The 16,123-nt window shown below is 59.1% G+C and carries 13 protein-coding genes; 2 read left to right on the top strand and 11 right to left on the bottom strand.

Annotated features, from left to right (window positions below):
* Window positions 1–209: 209 nt before the first annotated feature.
* On the bottom strand, window positions 210–1,223 hold the full coding sequence (locus tag C6558_RS32370) for a homoserine dehydrogenase (protein ID WP_107028299.1): 1,014 nt from the start codon (window positions 1,221–1,223) through the stop codon (window positions 210–212).
* A 153-nt stretch (window positions 1,224–1,376) separates the two neighbouring features.
* The gene (locus C6558_RS41165; RefSeq protein ID WP_245449249.1) at window positions 1,377–1,580 is read right to left on the bottom strand and encodes a hypothetical protein; all 204 of its coding nucleotides are present in this window, start codon (window positions 1,578–1,580) and stop codon (window positions 1,377–1,379) included.
* 554 nt (window positions 1,581–2,134) lie between these two features.
* Between C6558_RS41165 and C6558_RS41160 the strand changes: the two genes are divergently transcribed.
* The gene (locus C6558_RS41160) at window positions 2,135–2,392 is read left to right on the top strand and encodes a hypothetical protein (protein WP_245449248.1); all 258 of its coding nucleotides are present in this window, start codon (window positions 2,135–2,137) and stop codon (window positions 2,390–2,392) included.
* Between the two features lie 575 nt (window positions 2,393–2,967).
* Here the strand turns inward: C6558_RS41160 and C6558_RS32355 are convergent.
* On the bottom strand, window positions 2,968–4,761 hold the full coding sequence (locus tag C6558_RS32355; RefSeq protein ID WP_146160936.1) for a hypothetical protein: 1,794 nt from the start codon (window positions 4,759–4,761) through the stop codon (window positions 2,968–2,970).
* 809 nt (window positions 4,762–5,570) lie between these two features.
* Between C6558_RS32355 and C6558_RS32350 the strand changes: the two genes are divergently transcribed.
* A complete protein-coding gene (locus C6558_RS32350; RefSeq protein WP_146160935.1) occupies window positions 5,571–6,785 on the top strand; it encodes a hypothetical protein in 1,215 nt (404 codons plus the stop codon).
* Window positions 6,786–7,051: 266 nt separating this feature from the next.
* On the opposite strand, the gene C6558_RS32345 is transcribed toward C6558_RS32350, so the two are convergent.
* The 8 genes from C6558_RS32345 to C6558_RS32310 all read right to left on the bottom strand — a co-directional run bounded on the left by C6558_RS32345 (window position 7,052) and on the right by C6558_RS32310 (window position 15,392).
* Window positions 7,052–8,701, bottom strand: a complete 1,650-nt coding sequence (locus C6558_RS32345) for a Na/Pi cotransporter family protein (RefSeq protein ID WP_107028235.1) — start codon at window positions 8,699–8,701, stop codon at window positions 7,052–7,054.
* A gap of 20 nt (window positions 8,702–8,721) precedes the next feature.
* Window positions 8,722–9,513, bottom strand: a complete 792-nt coding sequence (locus C6558_RS32340) for an inositol monophosphatase (RefSeq protein WP_107028234.1) — start codon at window positions 9,511–9,513, stop codon at window positions 8,722–8,724.
* A gap of 11 nt (window positions 9,514–9,524) precedes the next feature.
* Entirely contained in the window at window positions 9,525–10,310 is a 786-nt protein-coding gene (locus C6558_RS32335) for a metallophosphoesterase (protein ID WP_107028233.1), read from the bottom strand.
* Window positions 10,311–10,322: 12 nt separating this feature from the next.
* Window positions 10,323–11,135, bottom strand: a complete 813-nt coding sequence (locus C6558_RS32330) for a carbohydrate ABC transporter permease (protein WP_107028232.1) — start codon at window positions 11,133–11,135, stop codon at window positions 10,323–10,325.
* Window positions 11,132–12,007, bottom strand: a complete 876-nt coding sequence (locus tag C6558_RS32325) for a carbohydrate ABC transporter permease (protein WP_107028231.1) — start codon at window positions 12,005–12,007, stop codon at window positions 11,132–11,134. The genes C6558_RS32330 and C6558_RS32325 overlap by 4 nt, the downstream gene beginning before the upstream one ends.
* 77 nt (window positions 12,008–12,084) lie before the next feature.
* Window positions 12,085–13,305: an ABC transporter substrate-binding protein gene (locus C6558_RS32320; RefSeq protein WP_245449247.1), complete on the bottom strand. Its 1,221-nt coding sequence runs from the start codon at window positions 13,303–13,305 to the stop codon at window positions 12,085–12,087.
* A gap of 114 nt (window positions 13,306–13,419) precedes the next feature.
* A complete protein-coding gene (locus C6558_RS32315) occupies window positions 13,420–14,502 on the bottom strand; it encodes an ABC transporter ATP-binding protein (protein ID WP_107028229.1) in 1,083 nt (360 codons plus the stop codon).
* Between the two features lie 92 nt (window positions 14,503–14,594).
* Window positions 14,595–15,392, bottom strand: coding sequence for a DeoR/GlpR family DNA-binding transcription regulator (locus C6558_RS32310; protein ID WP_107028228.1), 798 nt, complete (start codon window positions 15,390–15,392; stop codon window positions 14,595–14,597).
* Window positions 15,393–16,123 lie beyond the last annotated feature (731 nt).

Below are 16,123 nucleotides of genomic sequence, written 5' to 3'. Positions count from 1 at the left end.
GAGCGAACTGCTGCGGGCGCACCTTGCCACCGAACCACCCAGAACCACGAGAAGATCGGCGCCCAGCGGATCGAGATGCCCGACATCCTGGCTCCGCTACATCCACACACTCGATGTCGTAGCCAGCTTCCCGCAGGGGACTTTTCAAAGCTGCCAAGATCTTCGAAACCGATATGGCGACAAGCTGCGCTTCGTCATCATGATACCTTCTACGCCGATAGGGGGTTTGCGGCTCGCACCGTCAGGATGTGGTCGAGATCCTTCAGCGCGGCGGCGGCTGTTGCAAGCGGCTCCTTGCCGGATCCGATCGCGATCGTTTCGCCCATCGCGTCAGTGATGATGCGGATCGCCTTGTCCTTTCCGCGTATGTTCGCGAATGGATCGGAAAGTGGGTATGTCCTGATGCCGACCTTGGCGCGGACTGTGCCGTTCACACGCGTAAGGCTGCCGACAAGTTTCGGAACGAGCCCCTCCTTGCTCCATGCCTCGATACGATCTCTGGTGACCGACTGGATACCCTCGACGGTCAGATCATCCATCGTCAGGTCGGTACCGAGGCCGAAATTGGCGAGGATCAGCAGCTTGCAGGCGGTGTCCCACCCTTCGGTATCGTTGCGCGGATCGGCTTCGGCGAAGCCACCCTGCTGTGCCTCATGCAACGCCGTGTCGAAGCCGATCCGACGCGTCGTCATAGCGTCGAGCAGGAAATTGGTGGTGGCGTTCAGGATGCCTTCGATCTCGAGCACCTCGCAGCCCTTGAGGCTGTGGTTGACGAGATCGATCGTCGGCAGCGCGGCCGCGGCAGCACCACTGAGTTTCAGCATAGCACCCGACCCCCGGGCCAGGTCCCGAAGCTGTTTTCCGCTATGGACAAGCGCACCCTTCGATATCACGATCGTGTCTCGGCCGGCCGACAATGCCGAACGAAGGTAGGCAAGGCCCGGACCGCCGGTGCGGAAATCACTCGGCCCCGCTTCGATGAGCACATCGGCGCCGCTCTCCTCTATAAATCCGGGACCAGACAGCCCGTCCTCAAGTCTGTCCAGTTGCTCTTCTTCCAAACCATCCGCGTTTATCAGGCCTGATCGCGATCCGCAGACCGCGACCAACCGGACATTCGCGTTGTAAACCTGGTGATAGCGCACCCGCCGAGACAGAAGCAGGCTTGCTGTCGCACGTCCCACGCCCCCGAAACCTGCGATGGCAATTTTATACGTTTTCATCCTCTCAGCTCTCAAGTACTTGCACGCGGTGAGACAGAGTACCTGCCGCTGTCTATTCGACGCTGCTACTCCGCTTAGCGGCTCAGGAACGGGCCGGACGTGCAGGCGGTCCCGGCCGTTTTTTCGGCGGCTTCCTCCACGTCAAGCTCAGCATCACCCAAAGCTCGCAGGCCCCTCCGCTCCCATCAAATAGGTGGATTCCACCGTTTCGCGGATCTGATATTCGACGCCTGCGGGGATCAACTCGACCGCGTGGCCACGATCGTAGATTTGCACAAGAATCTTTGCCTGCGGAAATTCATGCTGTGCCAATTCCACGATGTGCCTGGGCGCTTTCGGGTCGTTGATGCAAATCATCAGCGCCTCGGCGGAACCAGCCCGATTGGCGCAGGGTCTCGAGCCACGTGCCGTCACCGAAAAAGGGCTTGAACCCAAACTGTCCCGCTTCGCGGATACGATCGGGGTTCATATCGATCACAGACAGGCTGACACCCTTAGAAAGCAGCAGTTGCGATGCGATCTGCCAAAGCGGCCAACGCAGATAACAAGCAACCTTTCTATGGCCATCGTGTTGATCAAGGTCGATAGTATCGTTGTATGCTGGAATCTTATAGCCTCATCCTTTGCGAAACTCTGTCGCTGAAAGAGGAACGGCGTAACGCGAGGTCGTGGCGGTTCTCTTGCTATTAAGGATGCACGGTGATGTCGTTCGAATGCCTTTGCGAACAGGTCTATACCCACCCTAGGTGGCCGAAGGCCCGACGCAATGCGTTCCAAAATCTGGATGCAGGTTCGAATCTGTGGAATCAGGAGCTAGGGATCCCGTACGATCAGCTGCTTACCACGAGCGAAATGGCGGACTTGATAAGGTATTTCCAACAGGCCACCTCCTGGCCCAACAGCAGGGCATCGTGGATGCCTATTACATTTCGAAAAGCGGTGACAGCGCGTATCAGTCTGGTCAACGGCTCATAATCAAATCAGCGGCTGTCCTCGAGTTCGTCGATCTGGTCGATAAGCTCGGGAAGGAACTGCTGGCGCGTGCACGGCCCAAAATAGCGCCCCCTGCCGGTGACGTGTCAACGGCGGAGCTGGCTGAACGCTTGCAGCCACAAATCCATAAGAGCACAAATTTACGTCGCATCACCACGACGAGCACATATCCATAGTTATATTTTAAGATACCAATGGTCTTACGAACATTCATACGAATATATTCAGTTTACATCCCCATGTATCCTGCCCCTCCTCCTCCTCCTCCCCCTCCCCCTTAAAGAGGTCAGCGGCTGGGCGTCTCTTCCTCCCATTCCCAAATAGGAAAGGTCGAAATGCCCAGCCAAAAGCTACGGAAGCGATGTACAAGCCCAAGCACGGGTTCCACTCTCCACTTCCTGTGAGCCCTCTCCAACACGCTAAAGAAGTTGTCCGGATACGCGTCGTGCGGTTTCATTTCGGAAGGATCGGCGCGGAGCTGAAAGGCCACGTCACCTCGTCAGGCAGCCACGTTTGACATGGGGGGCGCTTCGCATTCCTCGCATCGGTCGATCGCGCGTACATGCGCCGGTCACGGATGTACTAGGGGGATGTCCGAGACATTGGCGGCGCAGCCCTCAGCCGCAGCACCCGAAGAAAGAATTATGGCTTATCGCATGAGGTCATGGCGATCGCGGAAGAATGCAAGGAAGAGGTTTCAGACGATTACGACGATCTCAGTTCAACTACGGTAGGAGACTATGGAAGCTATCTAGATGAGGGGCAAACGAAGTCTGCCGAGGTGTTCATTGGGCTCGTCGAGAGCAGCGGCGGGATCAAGGAAAATATTAAAGAGGGAGATGACATCCTTGGTGGCTCCCTTGCCCTCCTCCGTAAGATCGGCGGCAGATAGCATGTCGACTAAGTTGGGCTCATCCTGATCCACCTCCTCGTCCGCAGCATCCTCCTCGTCGTCGAGCGCCTTCTCCTGCGCATCCTTCTCCCGAAGCAGCTCCATCTTGTCCATAAGGCCTCCCCAGACGATGCGGAAATACTCGTTGGGATCGACAGGCAGCATTGCCTCATCGTCGAGCTCTTCGAGGAAGAGCACCGTTTCCCCAGAAACCTCGCGAGCCCGGCGTGCGGCTTGACGGCGCCTGATGCACTCGATCAGCTCGACCACCCAAGTCGTCATGAGCTTGAAGCCCGGCACAAAATGCACGGCGATGGTGAGATTGAGCAAGGCCGTAACGATGGCCATGTTGCGCGTAAATTCAGGGTCCTTGTCGAAGACAGCACGATCCTTGAGCAGATGAATGCCCGCGGTGAAGAAGGAGATCGCCATGCCGGCGCTATAGCGCATGAGCCTTCCCGCCATGAAGACGGCCGAGTGGGAAGGATTGAAGAATGATTCCCAGGTGAAGGTGAGGATCATGACAAAGAAGGTGGAATTGTCGCCGAGCGTCTTGATGTTGCCGAGTGCGCTCACGAGCTGGAGAATGGCGACGACATGGGCATAGGTGAGGGACGGGATTTTCTCGATCCTCTTGATCCATGGGCTTTCGGTCGGAGGCTGAGCAGGATGATAGGCACTGAAGGCGTCGCGCAGTTTGGTGAGGGAAGACTTCGCGGCGGTAACTTTGCCGAGGGTCTTGTTCTCGGGCGGGTTCGCCTTCTCCTCGTTCTCTAGCTCCTCGATCAGACCGGTGAGCTCGTTGGCCTTCTGGTCGAAATAGGCCTTGGCCACCTGCGCGTCCGTGCCCGACCCCATGGTGCGGAGCGTCTTCTTGGCGCGGCCCTGGTGCATCAGGCTCTTCGCATGATGCTTGCCGATTGGATATAGCACATGGGCGAAGAGCACAGCGAGGTTGGGAAGGATGATCCCAGCGGCCTTCTTGGCCCCTGCCTCGATCCCGTTGTAGATGTCGATGAGGGCAACCACCTGCGTGGCAATGGAAACGCCAAAGCGCATGACGAGGGCATCGAAGAACTGCCAGGCATCCGAGGTGTCGCTCAGCGCCAAGGTGAGTATTTCAAGGCCCCACATGATGTTGGTGGTGGGAGCGCGGACCTTGTAGGCGTTCTCATCGGAATTGGTGATGATGGCGAGAGACCCGCCGAGCACGATGGTGCTGGCCGCGGCCAAGCCCCATTTGGTGCTCTCGTCCGCACCCTTGATGAGCGGGTCGAAGTCCTTGATGGCGGCATTGGCAAGATCCTTGAAACGGTCCTTCTCTTCCTCGGAGAGCATGGCGAGCTCATTGTTGAGGCTTTGCTTGACGCTCTTCATCGTGCCTAAGGCGCGCTTGATCATCTTCTCGTGGCGACCAAAGGCCTGCTGGGGGGAAACATTGTCATCGTTCTCCGCCCGGCCGAAAGCGAGAAGGGCATTCTGGTCGTCCTTGTTGTCCGGTCTGCCAATGTTCTCGAGCAGCTGGTCGGTCTTCTTGCGTTCAATCTCGTCCTGGACGACGGTCCTCAAAGCGGCGCCGAGCCAGCGAATGGTGGTCTGGAGACCTGGGCGCAGGTCATCGAAGCCGGGAATTTGGAATTCGGGAGCAGACATGATGACGATGGGTGTTGGAAACTTGGAATTTTTTGGAAAGTGGCTTGGAAAGGCAGATTTCTCTGAATGGAAGAAGGCTGTGTGGCGATCGGTTTGCCTTCCTTCAGGCGGCAATGGGCAAGCCTATATAATTCCGGTCCCTTCCCTCTTCTCACCACGACCAGACCCGTTGCATAGACCAATCTCCGCAACGGCTCACTGTTACTTGATGCCAAGCGCTCTCGGTCGACCGGAATGTTGATTTCAAATCATGGTGACGCGTCCCCCAGCCACCAATGTTTCGGAAAGAGTGGCATCCGGCTTGGCTTCGCTTGCCGGACACCAATGGCAGACCAACAACGAAGCAGCTGAAAGGACGTCCCCACTTCACCCCTCTCAATCTCCGAGGAGATGCGACACTCTCAGCTGGCATCGGACATGAAGGCTGGCACAGCCCCGAAGGATGACACACCGGCGCGTAAACCAGCCAATCATCCTTCATCGATCAGTGCTGCCTGAAGCACGCATTGTATCGTACGAGCACGCCACCGGGGCTGTGTCGCCGATCGCAATTTCGCTTCCCCGGTGGCATGCGGATCACCGGAATGAAGTTGTACCGACGGACGAATATCCCTCCGATGGATCAGGCAGCGACGCCTATAAGGAGGGCTTCGCCCAACTGATGTAGTTCGACGCAGCTCATCTGCATCGCATTTCCCATCCATCCTTCTTCAGACCAGCACAACACAGGCTTCTTTTTCTGCCCGCTCTCCATCATCACAATGGCGAGCTACCCCATCCAAGCGGTTCCCGTCCACACGGCCCTCGGCATGAAGCCACGCAACTACAAGAGCGACCACCTCAGTCAGGAGCAGCTTAACGCCTTGACGGCCAAGCATAGTATCGCCAACCTCTTTACCGAATGGGCCAAAGACCCCAAAGCCGTTCGCGCCCGCGGTATTCAGCTCGCCTTGCATCGCCTCCTCTTTGACCCCTCCCGCGGCATCCCTGACAACAGCGACCTTGCCCACAACGCCCTGATCGAAGCCGGCGCCAAGATCGGTGAACGTGACATCAACAAGACCGAGGATGACGAGTTCATTTCCGCCCACCCTCAGGAAACCAAACGTTTCATGGAAGGCGCGAACTTCAAAATCGGTGCCGTCCGCGCTTTGGAACTCCTTGGCCGCGCTCACAAGATCGCTCAGGTATTCGGAGGCGAGTTCACCGGTGAAGGCCATCTGACGGGAGAGGTCATCGACACGGCCGCCAACCAAATCCGCCGCGCCGTCAGCCATGATGGCTACAACGAGATCGAGGATGCCCGCGATGCCAACGGTGCGGACATCATTCCCTATGCCTGGGACAACTTGAAGTCTCAACTCCCCGCGCTCATGTTCCAGAACTATCCCTATGTCCACCGCACCTATGACGACTTGTCCAAGAGGGTGAAGGAGATCAAGGTGCTGCCGACCGGCTGGCAGTCCCAGTTCAACATGGCCTCCTGCGTTACTGCAGAGACCCTGCTCATGTTCGCCAATCTCCACGCCGCCCAGGCTGGTACCAACGCCGATACCAGCGTCGCCAATCTTGAGGCGATCCTCGAAGCCCACTACGCCCCTTGGATCAGCAAGAGGTGGAACGTGTTCGCTGCCAATCTTGGTATCAGCTCTGCCGGAGACTGGCTTCACGACGACGAAAAGGGAGCCACCCACCCGAGCGGCTATGTCTTCAAGGAGCCGGGCATCATCGAAACGATCAAGGCGGTTCGCGCCATCAATAACTACAACGACCGCCTTCGCTCCATGCATCCCAAGGTCATGCGCATCGCCATGGCTCGCACCGCCGACTATTTCGACGACGACGGCAAGCCGTTCTTCTTCAGCATAATGAGTGGCGAGCCTACTCCTTGGCCCGAGGTGGGTACGGAGAAGCGCTACCTGGTGGAGGCTTCCGCCGACATCCACTACCCGATGAAGCACACCGACATCCTCATGACCGACCAGCCCATCGAGTGTCTCGAACTTCTCGCGGACAAGGCTTGAGCGCCTCATCGCCCATCGGAGGACGCCGGCGGAAGGACTGGTGGAACAACCAACCTAGATAGAAAATAGCGAGACAACCCAAATTGAACCCTGTTCTCGCCGATGCCTTTCTCTTGCCCGTAACGTCTCATGCCCCATGACTGACCATGCCAAGCCTTAGGGTTAGGGTTAGGGTTAGGGTTAGGAGATGTTTACATCGATATTTATCCTGCCGCACGCCACGCCACGCAAATCCGATCGGTCTTAGAGATGCGATTTGCAAAAGCCTAATCGGCGCCGTTAGCCCTCAGCCGGCTCTCGACGAGCAAACCGCTGCCATCAAGGATCGGGTGTGCCACGGAGACAATATGGGCGTTGATGCGCTTAAGGTCGCGCAGAATGTCCAGGTGGAGGGAACTTGTCCTCAGGCTGTCCGAACGGCCGTCCCGCAGGCGTTCGAGATGACGTTCGGAAGATTGGCGCTCCATGCGTCGAACATCCACCTTCACCTCCATCATCTGCCGGGCAAGGTTGAAGTCACCGGTGACGAAGATAGTCTGCGCCACACGCAGATTGTCTATGGTCAACGAAAAGAGCTTCTGCAGCTCCTCCAGGCCGTCCGTCGAGAACTTAAGCCCGAGCGAGGCCTTCTTGGCGACCTGCGGCATGAGCCCTTTCTCGACGATGTCGCCTATATGCTCGAGATTGATCGCGTAGTCGATGATCGTGATCGAACGTCGGCTTTCCTCATCGCTCAAGCCTTTCCTGCCGAGGCGCGAGAGATAGACTTTCACCTCTTGCTGCAATGTATCCACGCGCTTTTCCAGCACGGGGATCTCCTTCAGCTTGGCAAGGTTATCCTGGTCGAAGGCCTCGGAGGTGCGCATCAGCATGCGCTCGATGAGATCCCCCACGCCCAGCGTCTCCCGGGTCGCGCTGGCAAGCGCCACGACTGGCGCCGAGAGCTCGGCACTATCGAGATAGCGCGGCGCATCATCTCTTAGCGCCTCGTCGGGCACGAGCCGCAGCATCAGCTTGGAGAGTAGCCGCGAGAACGGCCAGGCCAGGAAGGCCAGCACAAGGTTGAATCCGAGATGGGCATCGACCGGAAGCTTGGCTGCCGAAAGCGGCAGCATCTCCAGAAGCTCGCCCGCAAAGTCTGCCAGCGGCAGCGCGACCGCCGCACCGATCGCCCGAACGATGAGATTGCCGAGCGTGACACGTTTGGCCGAAGGCGGCCCGGCAAGGGATGCGATGACGGGAGGAATAGCCCCGCCGAGATTGGCACCGAGCACCAGCACGATGACGAGACCATCGGAAAGAATGCCGGTAGAGGCCAGCGACAAGATGAGCACGACGGCGGCGAGGCTCGATGAGGACACGAAGGCAATGGCCGCCGAAAAGGCAAGCGCCACAGGCCAGGCATTGTCGAGAAGGGCGATGAAAGCAGCAAGTGCTGGCGACTGGCGCACAGGCTCCGTGGCGACGGACAGCAAATGGAGCGACAGAAGCATCAGGCCGATCCCGATCAGCGCTGCACCGCCGCCCTGACGGGCGGAGGAGGAGCTGCGATAGAGCACGATGCCCGCGAGAATGACGAGCGGCGAGACCCATTCGATGCCGGTCGCCACGATCCAAGCCGTCACCGCCGTGCCGACATTGGCGCCGAGCAGAACCATCTGCGCCATGCGAGGCTTGACGAGCTCGCGCTCGACGAAAGAGGCAATCATGAGAGCCGTCGCCGTGGAGCTCTGCAATGCAACCGTCGCCACGAAACCGGAAACGAAGGAGCGAAGTCCGCTCTTCGTCCCGGTCGAAAGCCCCGTCCTCAGCCGCGCCCCGAATGCCCGCGACACTCCTTCCTTCACCTGCGCAAGCCCGAACAGGAGCAATGCCACCGCGCCAAACAGATTGATCATGACGATGGTGGAGGACATCGGGTTTCTCCTTTACAGGACTAATGGCCGCCCGAAACCGGCGTCCCGAGCACACGTTCGCTCAAGGCCAGCATTTCCGGCCTTCCGCAGGCGAAATCGAGCTTGGTGTCCAGACCCGATGTCTCCCAGTTCACGGTAGTGGAGACGCCGAGCTCCTTAAGGCAGGGCAGCATGCCCAGAATGTCCCAGCTTGGAATGCCGAGCCCGATATAACCGTCCACCGTCCCGGTCGCGATGTCGATCAGCGAGACCACTGAGGAGCCGGTGACCCGGTAGGCGACCTTCAGGTCGTTGACAACACCGGAGAGAAGCCTCAGCCCTTCCTCGTTCGGAATGTCGGGATGAATACCGACGCTGACGGCAGCATACTTCTGTTCGAAGGGACGAAGGGCCGGAAGAGGCTGGCCATTGAGAGAGGCCGGAACGCCGGCGCCACCGGCAAATATCTCGCCGCGCGCCGGCGCATTGACGAGTCCGAAGGACGGCGTTCCATTCTCAAATAGCCCGATGGAAATGCCCCAATCCTTGCTGCCGCGCACGAAATTGAAAGTGCCGTCGATTGGATCGATAACCCAGGTCCGGCCCGTCGTTCCCTCGACCGCAGCCCCCTCTTCGCCGAAGATTCCGTCACCCGGAAAAGCCTTTGCGAGTTTATCCGAAATGAACGTCTCGACCTCACGATCGGCGGCAGTGACGAGATCGAGATGGCCCTTGGATTCCACGTTCAGAGCGGAAACGCCTTCGAAGTGACGCAGCGCGATCTTTCCGGCTTCGACGGCAATGGATTTCACCTTCTGGTACTGCTCGGTCAAGACAACATCCTCTAATCAAGTTCGACAAAACGGGTGTGGACGGCAAAGCTGCCGTCCTTTTGAAACCGGTAGACGGAATAGGAATAGGGTTCGTCCACCAAGCCTGGTTCGTGCTCGTCCGCTGCAAGATTCAGTGCGACTTGGAAGGCCGGGCTGCCGCCGACAGCCGCGTAGGTACCGCTCCACATGGCCCTGTAAGGCCGGTGGATATGGCCTGCGAGAAGCACGATAGGCGCGCCGCGATGGGCACCGAGGATGAGGCCGAGCTCCTGTCCGCCGGAGATCAGCGACGCCCGGTCGAGCGGAGCCATGCCCGAAGGAAAAGGGGCATGATGAAGGAGAACGAGCGTCGGTCCTTCGAAGGGCCGCAGCAGATGTTCTGCCAGCCAGTCAAGACTTTCGCCTACAAGCGCACCCTCGCCGCGTCCCTCGATCAGCGTATCGAGCGCGAGGATGCGCAGAAAGCCGATTTGCGTCTCGTAGTTCAGGTAACCCGTTTCAGCCAGAGGAAGCCGGTCTCGGAACGCCGCCCGTAGAGCTGAGCGCCTGTCGTGATTGCCCGGCACCACATAGACAGGGCATTGCAGAAGCGAGAGGATGTCTTTGAGAAGGTCATAATCCGCAGCCGAGCCGCCATCGGTCAAATCGCCCGTGAACGCGACCGCATCGAGCGCCGGCGTAAAGCGTGCGAGATCTGCGACGACCCGGCGCGCCGCCTTTTCCGCGTCTAGCCGCACGAGGGCGGTCTCCGGCTTGTCGGAAAAAACGTGGAAATCGGAGATATGTGCGATCAGCATGCCCCAACTCCCCTATCGGATACCGGCCCGCATGAAGCTTTGGACGAACTGCCGCTGGAAGATCAGGAAGGCAACGAGAAGGGGCGCTACGGAAATCAGCGTGGCCGCCGTCACCCGGCTCCAGTCGATCCCCTGCTCCACCGTCGCAAACACCTGCAGGCCCACCGTGATCGGCCGCGTCTCCACGGAGTTGGTGACGACGAGCGGCCAGAGAAAATTGTTCCAGTGGTAGCTGACGGTGACGAGGCCATAGGCGACATAGGTGGGCTTGGCAAGCGGCACGAAGACCCTCAGCAGCACCTGAAGCGCATTCGCCCCTTCCAGACGCGCCGCCTCTTCCAGTTCCTTGGGAATGCTCTTGAAGGTCTGACGGAAAAGGAAGATGCCGAAGGCGGAAGCCAAATAGGGCAGACCCATGCCGAGAATCGTATCGCGCAGGCCCAGCGCCGCCAGCGTGCGGTAATTCTCGACGAGCAGGATTTCCGGCATAATCATCAACTGCACGAGGACGAGCATGAAAATCCAGTTCGACCCTCGAAAAGGAAAGCAGACGAAGGCATAGGCCGCCATGGTGCAGATGACGAGCTGGCAGCCCAGAATGAGGCTTACAAGAAGAAAGGTGTTGAAGAAGTAGCGAGGAAAGGGCGCTGCCGCGAGCACCTGCCGGAAATTGTCGAGCGTCAGAGGCGCCGTGAGGTCGAAGCTCGACGCATGCTCTGGCGCATGGAAAGCCGCCCAGAAGGCATAGAGGAGCGGCGAAACCCAGAGGATTGCGAGAAGAGCTGCGCCAACGGTCGTCAGCAGCGATGCGTTGTCCTTGGTCATCTGTAATGGACCTTCTTGTCGAGATAGCCGAACTGAACGAGCGCGATGAGAGCGAGCACGACGAGCAGGAAGACCGTCAGCGCGGCTGCATAGCCCGTGTCCCAGTACTGGAAGCCGACTTCGTAGAGGTAGAAGAGAAGAAGCGTCGTCGCATTATCGGGCCCACCCTTGGTGAGCGCGATGACATGATCGACGAGGCGGAAGGCACCGATCAGCGCATTGACCATCACGAAAAGCGTGGTCGGCATGATGAGTGGAAGCGTGACGCGGCGGAAGGTCTGGAGCGGGCTCGCCCCTTCGAGACGGGCGGCCTCGATCAGCGTCGGCGATATCTGCTGGAGCGCAGCGAGATAGAAGATCATGAAGAAGCCCGCCTCCTTCCAGATCGTGATGACGATCAGGGCCGGCAGTGCGGTGGACGGCGAACCCAGCAAGTTGTTCTGCCCGAGACCGACGAGGTCGAGCAGCTGGTCGATTGGCCCATAGCCTGGTGCATAGAAGAAAAGCCAGATATTGGCGACCGCCACCATGGGCAGCACCGTCGGCGTGAAATAGGCCATGCGCACGAGCCCCTGCCCCCGGATACGCGCATTGACGAAAAGCGCCATGGCCAGCGCCAGGCCCATTGAAACCGGAATGGTAACGGCCGCATAGATCAGGTTGTTCGTCAGCGCCTGCCAGAAGACCGGATCGGAGATCATGCGTTCATAATGTTCGAGGCCCTTGAACACTGATGGTCTTCGCCCGCGCGGCGTTGAAAAGAGGCTGTGGTAGAGCGTCGCCACGATGGGCTGGTAGGTGAAAACCCAAAGCAGCAGCGCTGCGGGCATGAGCAGCAAGCTGCCATAGAGGAAATTGCGCGAAGTCTTCATTGTCGGTCCGTCGATGACGCCTCGGAATGCGTGAGAGCCGGTACGCGGTTTGGTTCGCCGCGTACCAAGCTTTATGGTCAGCGATAGGACGCCAGGATGCGGTCGATCTCGGTCTGAGCGTCGCCGAGCGCCTCTTCCGGCGTCTTGTTGCCGGTCAGCGCTGCGGCAAGCGCATCGTTGAGGACCTTGGTCGTACGGGCATTCTCATGGGTCGAGAATTCCGGCACGGACTGCGGAATCTGTTTCAAGGCCACCAGTGCCTGCGGCACCTCTTCCACATATTTCTTCAGCACCGGCGTTTCCCAGGCTCCGTCACGCGGCGCGACATAGCCCGTCGCGACCGCCCAGTCGGCAAGCGTCTCGTCGGAGGTCAGGAACTGGATGAACTTGAAGGCCGCGGCCTTATCCTCGTCCGAAGCATCCTTGAAGATATAGAGATTGCCGCCACCGAGCACCGAGGCCGGGTCTGGATTGCCAGGGAAAGGCGCCACGCCGAAATCGAAGGCTGCCGCCTTGCGGATATTGGCGAGGTTGCCCGTCGTGTGCCATATCATCGAGACCCGACCGGCGATGAAATCGGCCGGCGCCGTGCCCCATTCGAAGATGCCGGGCGGATGGATGCCCTCCTTCTTCGAGAGATCGACCCAGAACTGCAGCGCCTCCACGACTTTCGGATCGGTGAGATACGTTTCCGTGCCGGCATCGTTGACGAGCTTCACGCCATTTTCCGCGGCGAGCGCGCCGAAGAGCCACTGGGCCGAGCCGACATTGCCCGGAATACCGATGCCCCAGCGCTGGACCTTGCCCTCGGCATCCTTCTTCAGCGCCGCCGTGCCGGCCGCGACCATTTCCGACCAGGTCTTGGGATAGTTTTCAGGATCGACGCCACCTTCCTTGAAGGCGGCCTTGTTGTAGTACATCACCGCCGTCGAGCGCTGGAACGGCACGGACCAGAGGTGGTCCTCCGTCTGCGCGCTCTTCAGATAGGCTGGCATGAAGCCGTCGATCCACGCCTTGTCCTCGTCCGTCTTGACGAACTCATCGATCGGCGAGACCACGTCCTCGTCGATCAGCGTATAGACGTCCGTCGCGAGCAGCACGGCGAGTGCGGGAGGCGTGCCAGCTTTGGCGGCCGTCAGCGCCTTGGTGGTCGTATCGACGTAATTGCCGGCATAGATCGGCGCCACATCGATATCGGGATTCGCTTTCTCGAAGGCGGCGACGAACTTGTCGATGACCTCCGAGACCGGCCCGCCGACCTGGACGGGATAGTAGAAATCGATCTTGGTTTGCGCCAAGGCTCCTGCCGCTCCCAAGGCGAGATAGGAAAGGCCGGCTGCTATCAATGCTGTTCTATGTCGTTTTCCAAAATGCATTGTCGTCTCCTCCATAAAAACCTGGACAATTCCGGTTCACGAAATCGCAGAAAACAAAGCGCTATTGCTTGGCGCAACGTCGTCGCGCCGCCAGCCGCTCGACTGATCGAAGAAATGCATGGCTCCCGGCTCCCAGCCGAGTTGGACGACCGAGCCGTCCTTTAGCCCCGGCCGGCCGCCCATACGCACGAGCAGCGTCTGATCGCCGATGCGGCAGGTCAGGATCGTATCGGCGCCGAGAAATTCGCTCGCCTGGACGATCGCCTTTTCGCCCTTGTCGACGAGCTTGATATGTTCCGGGCGAATGCCGAACTGGAGACCGGCGGCGGTCGCCTTCGTCAAAGTCACGTTGCCGCCCGCGATCACCGCACCGTTCGCGCCTTTCACCGTCTTCAGGACATTCATCGGCGGTGTGCCGATGAACTCGGCGACGAAAACCGAGGCCGGCTTCTCGTAGAGTTCGGCGGGCGTTCCGGCCTGCTCGATTTTTCCGCCATTCATGAGGATGACCTTGTCGGCCATGCTCATCGCCTCGGTCTGGTCATGCGTGACATAGATCATGGTGATGCCGAGCCGCTTCTGGAGCGCGCGGATCTCGGCGCGCATGCCGGCCCGCAGCTTCGCATCCAGGTTCGAAAGCGGCTCGTCGAGCAGGCAGACGGGCGTTTCGGAAATCAGCGCCCGGCCAAGGGCCACGCGCTGCTGCTGGCCGCCCGACATCTGGCTTGGACGGCGATCCAGAAGATGGCCAAGGCCGAGAATATCGGCCGTCCGCTTCAGCCTTGTCTGCTGCTCGGCTTTCGGCACACCCCGTACCGAAAGGCCGAAAAGGATATTCTCCGCGGCGGTCAGATGGGGAAAAAGCGCATAGGACTGGAAGACCATGGAGAGGTTGCGTTTTGCAGGCGGGCGATGCGTCACGTCCTCAGAGCCGATGGAAATGCGGCCCGACGATATGGTATCGAGCCCGGCAATGAGGCGCAGCGTCGTGGACTTGCCGCAACCGGATGGCCCTAAGAGTGCCACGAACTGGTTTTCCTTGGTCGTGAAACTCACGTCATCGACCGCGCGGAATTCGCCCCAGTTCTTTGTCAGATTCTCTATGGAAATTCCGGTCAAAATCGTCCTCCTGCCGGCGTTCCAGTCTTGAAACTTGACCGACCATGTCTGTCACGCAGGTTGCCCTGGCGTCGTTTAATTATCTGATCTGATTATACAAAAATGAACTTAGCGCGAATTGTCGCCGGCACGTTGCGCAGGAGATCACGCGTTTCATTGTTCGTTACGATGTGGTGGATATCCTTCAATGGCGCGACCACGGAAAGGGCCGTCCGGTCGAATTTCGAATGGTCGGCGACGACGATCACGGTTTTGGCGATTTCGATCATCGCCTGCTGCACCGTTCCCATCTGCGAACTGCCGGTGGCGATGATGCCGCGGGAAAGATCGACGGCCGTTACGCTCAGAATTGCCTTGTCGACGCTGAAGCGCCGGATCTGGTCCGCCGCCATCGCACCGCCGAGCGAACGGTTGAGATCGATATACTCGCCGCCGATAAGATGGATGCCCCGCGCGCCGCCTGAAGCGAGCTCAGCCAGCGTATCCGTGCCGTTTGTCACAAAAGTCAGGGAATTGCGACCTGCAAGACACTTTGCCGCCTGAAGCGAGGTCGTGCCGCTGTCGATGAGAACGGCGTCACCGTCCACGACCAGCTCCGCGGCGGCCTTTCCGATACGGGCCTTCTCCTCCGCGTTCGTTCCTTCCCGGATGGGCGTCGCATAGTCCCGGGTCGCCTGATTGATGATCGCCGCGCCGCCATGCATGCGCTTCAACAGGCCGCGAGCCTCCAACTCCGTCAGATCCCGACGGATTGTGGCAATGGAAACACCAAGGGCATCTCTCAGCACCTGCACATCGGCAAAGACCTCGGAGCGCAAGTGATTGAGCAGCAGTGCCTGGCGCTGCGCTGCAGATGTGAACTGGCCATCGTAAAAAAGCTTGCTGTCCATACCGAGCCTCCTCCCTGGTGGCCGAGTAATGATCGTTATCGATCAAAGTATGATTTTTTACGCGCTTGTCAAGAAGCCATTTGTGGCTCAAATTAGAAAAATTGAGCTCAATTTGAGCTCAATCGATCACAAAATGATCTTAATCGATTAAGCACATGTATTGCCGCGTGTCGATAGGGGGCATCTGGGCATTCGGCAGTGCGGGATACCACTTAGGCTTCGGGCACCGACGAAGGTATCAAGCGTCATCGTGAACTGGACCAGTTTTGCATGTCGCCTGACACGGGGGTCGAGCTCTAAGTGGCACTAAGAAAGCAACGTTGGCTTGCGTTGCTTCACCATCGGTAAGACCCGTTCCCTGCGCTTGCGCGAACCTAAGAATAAAACCTAAACCAGCATCTCCGTAAGGAGACCAATTTTCAGTGAGAATGCTGCCCCGGTGGTCGAACGGCGAACGAACCCTCAAGTGGCGATAGCCTGTCTTAACGGACGGCGGTCGCGCAAGAAGCTGGACTTCGAGTTCCGCGTCGAACCGGAGGATCCGTCGACTAAAGATCGACGAACATGCCAAGCCGAAGCGCCCGGATGTCACTCCGTCGGCAACGGTCGTGTCCCCACAGGTGGTGTAGCTCGGCGGTAGCGAAGCCGCTCGCGAGCGCGCCCTCAACAGCGCCGTAGTGAGCGGGCGGCGGAGCGGTGGTCATCGATGTTCTCCGGTAGGGTCGGGTTGC

The sequence above is a fragment of the Ensifer sp. NM-2 genome (genome assembly GCF_003024455.1).
Taxonomy (GTDB): Bacteria; Pseudomonadota; Alphaproteobacteria; order Rhizobiales; family Rhizobiaceae; genus Ensifer; species Ensifer canadensis.
This window is presented reverse-complemented; position numbering and strand designations above follow the sequence as displayed.

Coding starts and splice junctions, on each gene's coding strand:
- C6558_RS32350 (WP_146160935.1), top strand. CDS start 5,571: ATGAAGCCACGCAACTACAAGAGCGACCACCTCAGTCAGGAGCAGCTT.
- C6558_RS32310 (WP_107028228.1), bottom strand. CDS start 15,392: ATGGACAGCAAGCTTTTTTACGATGGCCAGTTCACATCTGCAGCGCAG.
- C6558_RS32330 (WP_107028232.1), bottom strand. CDS start 11,135: ATGACCAAGGACAACGCATCGCTGCTGACGACCGTTGGCGCAGCTCTT.
- C6558_RS32325 (WP_107028231.1), bottom strand. CDS start 12,007: ATGAAGACTTCGCGCAATTTCCTCTATGGCAGCTTGCTGCTCATGCCC.
- C6558_RS32335 (WP_107028233.1), bottom strand. CDS start 10,310: ATGCTGATCGCACATATCTCCGATTTCCACGTTTTTTCCGACAAGCCG.
- C6558_RS41165 (WP_245449249.1), bottom strand. CDS start 1,580: ATGATTTGCATCAACGACCCGAAAGCGCCCAGGCACATCGTGGAATTG.
- C6558_RS32355 (WP_146160936.1), bottom strand. CDS start 4,761: ATGTCTGCTCCCGAATTCCAAATTCCCGGCTTCGATGACCTGCGCCCA.
- C6558_RS32370 (WP_107028299.1), bottom strand. CDS start 1,223: ATGAAAACGTATAAAATTGCCATCGCAGGTTTCGGGGGCGTGGGACGT.
- C6558_RS32345 (WP_107028235.1), bottom strand. CDS start 8,701: ATGTCCTCCACCATCGTCATGATCAATCTGTTTGGCGCGGTGGCATTG.